This is a genomic window from Pseudoalteromonas sp. S1650 (assembly GCF_005887195.1).
GTDB classification, from domain to species: domain Bacteria; phylum Pseudomonadota; class Gammaproteobacteria; order Enterobacterales; family Alteromonadaceae; genus Pseudoalteromonas; species Pseudoalteromonas simplex.
This window is the reverse complement of the sequence record NZ_PNDF01000162.1, coordinates 1-680: the sequence shown is the minus strand read 5'-3', so window position 1 is coordinate 680 and position 680 is coordinate 1. Positions and strand designations below refer to the sequence as shown.

The following is a 680-nucleotide window of genomic DNA, read 5'->3' as shown; positions in this document are numbered from 1 at the left end:
AAACCGTTTGGCACTTCGTTAGTCCAGGTTCCATCACTGCCCACTGTGGCTGAGAAAGTTTGTACCACACCGTTACTATCAGTCACTGTGATAGTTACTAACGCGCCGATTTCATTACTTGTGCCGCTTAAAGTGGGCGTCACATCACTGCCCGCCCCAACGCCCGTTAAGGTTAAGCTTGGTGCAACGGTATCAATGACCCCAGTCACCGTTTCTTCTGTGAGGTTACCCACCCCATCACGCACACTGGCGTCAACAGTAAATTGACCATCAGCTAAGACCGTTGTTGGACTCACTGACCAATTACCGCTGGCATCCACTGTCGCTGTCAGGGTGCTGCTATCACCATTGGCATCGGTGACGACCACGGTCACTTGTGCGCCTTCACCTGCATCACTGGTACCACTGATGAGCGGTGTATTGTCATTTCCTATTGCATCCACATTAACGGTGAGTGTCGGTGGTGTACCATCAAAGTCACTTGAACTGATAGTACGTACATTGCCTGCAGCATCCGATGCACTGGCTGTTATCGACGCTAGGTTCGCTAACGGCACGGTTAACCCTGTCAGTGACCAATCACCATTGGCATCGGTGGTTGCCGTATATGTCACACTGCCACCGCCTAATAAGGTTTGGGTGATGGTCACTGTGCTACCGGCAGGTAAATCTGATGTACC

General features: G+C 51.3%; 1 protein-coding gene. It reads right to left on the bottom strand.

What is annotated here, in order from left to right:
- Positions 1 to 680 (bottom strand): Ig-like domain-containing protein (locus CWB80_RS22005; protein ID WP_249362682.1); only part of this gene is annotated, 680 nt, incomplete at both ends.